The organism is Oleiagrimonas sp. MCCC 1A03011, from assembly GCF_003267965.1.
GTDB lineage: Bacteria > Pseudomonadota > Gammaproteobacteria > Xanthomonadales > Rhodanobacteraceae > Oleiagrimonas > Oleiagrimonas citrea.
The window spans coordinates 1-2,039 of record NZ_MSPY01000024.1; the positions used below are offsets into that span (position 1 = coordinate 1).

Sequence of the window (2,039 nt, forward strand, 5' to 3'; positions counted from 1 at the left end):
GTACACGCCCTCAGGCGAGCACACATGTGCTCGGAGAGGATGTGTTCGTTTTTCAACAGAAAGGAATAGCTGTCATGAAAGATCATCATCGACCCTTCCAGCTCACCTCCTCGCAGAAGTGGCATGTCGCTGGGTACGGCGGGGCGGTTGCTGTCGCCTTCTTCGTGCTGGCGATGATTCTGGGCAACACGAGTATCAACATTGATGCCCTGGCCATCATCTACCTGTTCATTTTCGGCCTCGTGACCGGCATCAGCCTCCGTCTCGGTACGAAACGCGGCTGGACGTACTACGCCGCGAAGTACCAGCCTGACGCGCGCTATGTCTTCACCAAGAGCCTGAAGCTCGGCGTGCTCTGGCGCGTACTTGCGGTCTGGTTCGCTGGACGGATCGTCTCGACCATTTTGCTCAACCAGGCAGAAAGCGATTTCAGTCTTGGTGTACTGCTTCTCGTGAGCATCGCGCTGGTCGTGGTGACGGCTCTGTACGTTGGACTTCGCTACGGCTGGCGCTCTGCAGACAACATGCTGACGAACGACGACCCGGCTGCTGCCTCCACTTGATGGACCCTACCGGTATTGCACTACACGCAAAGAGCGTGCGCCCTGATGGGCGCTCGCTCTTTTTTTGTATTCAACGAAGGAGCGATCACTGTGAAGAAATTTCACCAAGCCCCGCTGGCGGTTCTATTGACCGTATCTCTGCTCGTTCTCGCAGGGTGCAGCAAGCCCGTACTGGACTATCGGAATGCCGACCTACCCGATGGACTGATCTACGCCCAAGGTGCCAACGAGCCCTTCACTGGCACGGTGACGCATGTCCCCGACAGCTTCATGTTCAACAGCGATGCCAAGGGATACTGGCAGCTGCTGCGGGCATCCGGCACCAGTCTGGCAATGATTTCACCATCGCTTCTCTGCACGATCTCGGTGCGCCATGGATACGTCGATGGAGAAGCCAGCTGCTACCTCCCGAGGACCGATACCAAGGTCATCGAAGCCAGTTTCGATGGCGGAAACCTCTCGGGAGATCTTGTCTACTACAACGCGGGCAAATCTGATCGACCTTGGATCGAAGGGAGCTTCGACGAAGGCCTGCCAGATGGAACCGAGAAGGTCTATAGCGCTTCAACTGGAAAATTGATCAAGAAAATTCCTTGGTCTGATGGAACGCTCGATGGTGATTACTACACGTACAACCAAAGCAATGGGAATACGACACTGGAAGGATCCTTTGATGATGGCAAGCGTTCGGGTACATGGAAGACCTTCACGAACGATGGGGAGCACCTGATCAATCGAGTCCACTACAACAACGACGGCCAGTTAGATGGCCAAGCAGAAGGGTTTGACCCAAACACAGGCAAACGAACCTTTCTCGTCCACTGGGTAAATGGAAAGATAGATGGAGAAAAGAAGACCTGGGACAAGGAGGGCAACCTGCTGACCGACGAGACTTATACCGATGGGAAAAAGGTTGCCGAAAGGAAGATCGATCACGCAGCCTACCCGAGCAATAAATCACTTGAAGACCGCATGGTACAGGCACTCTCAGGACCTTCCGCTAATACTTTGCAACGACCTCCATCTCCGACATCAATCGACGAATGCGTACAAGGCTGGGTCAACGCCAATCACGCGGCAGCTGCCAAAGCTGGCGTCGATGCGACGGCCACCATCGATCAGGTGAACGAATGGGAGGAGTGGTGCAAGAGCGGCAAACAGGCTCCCGGAGCTGGAAGCTGAGAATCAGCATCCATCCTCGCACCATGATCTACGAAGAGAGATCAGATTGGGACGCAGCCCCAGATACCCGCACGGAGCCGTTTTGGCTCCGTGCGGGTATGGACTCATAGTTTATTTTCACCGGGAGAACGCGGACCAGTTGACGCCTGTGCGCAACACCCACGCCCTGCGCTTCCACTGCCCGGACTGGGTGTGCACTGACGCACGAGGCAATGTCGTCGGATCCATTCCGCCTGCGATGCGTGTCTACCTGACGCATCATCCGAGGTAGCTCGATTCAACTTCCGCCAACTC

The 2,039-nt window shown here is 55.6% G+C and carries 2 protein-coding genes; both read left to right on the top strand.

Translation table 11 applies throughout. The features are described 5' to 3' along the window. Positions 1 to 563: hypothetical protein (locus BTJ49_RS15150; protein ID WP_206098442.1), on the top strand; the 563-nt coding region annotated here is incomplete at its 5' end. Positions 564 to 653: 90 nt separating this feature from the next. Continuing rightward, entirely contained in the window at positions 654 to 1,745 is a 1,092-nt protein-coding gene (locus BTJ49_RS15155; protein ID WP_146742387.1) for a toxin-antitoxin system YwqK family antitoxin, read from the top strand. Positions 1,746 to 2,039: the final 294 nt, after the last annotated feature.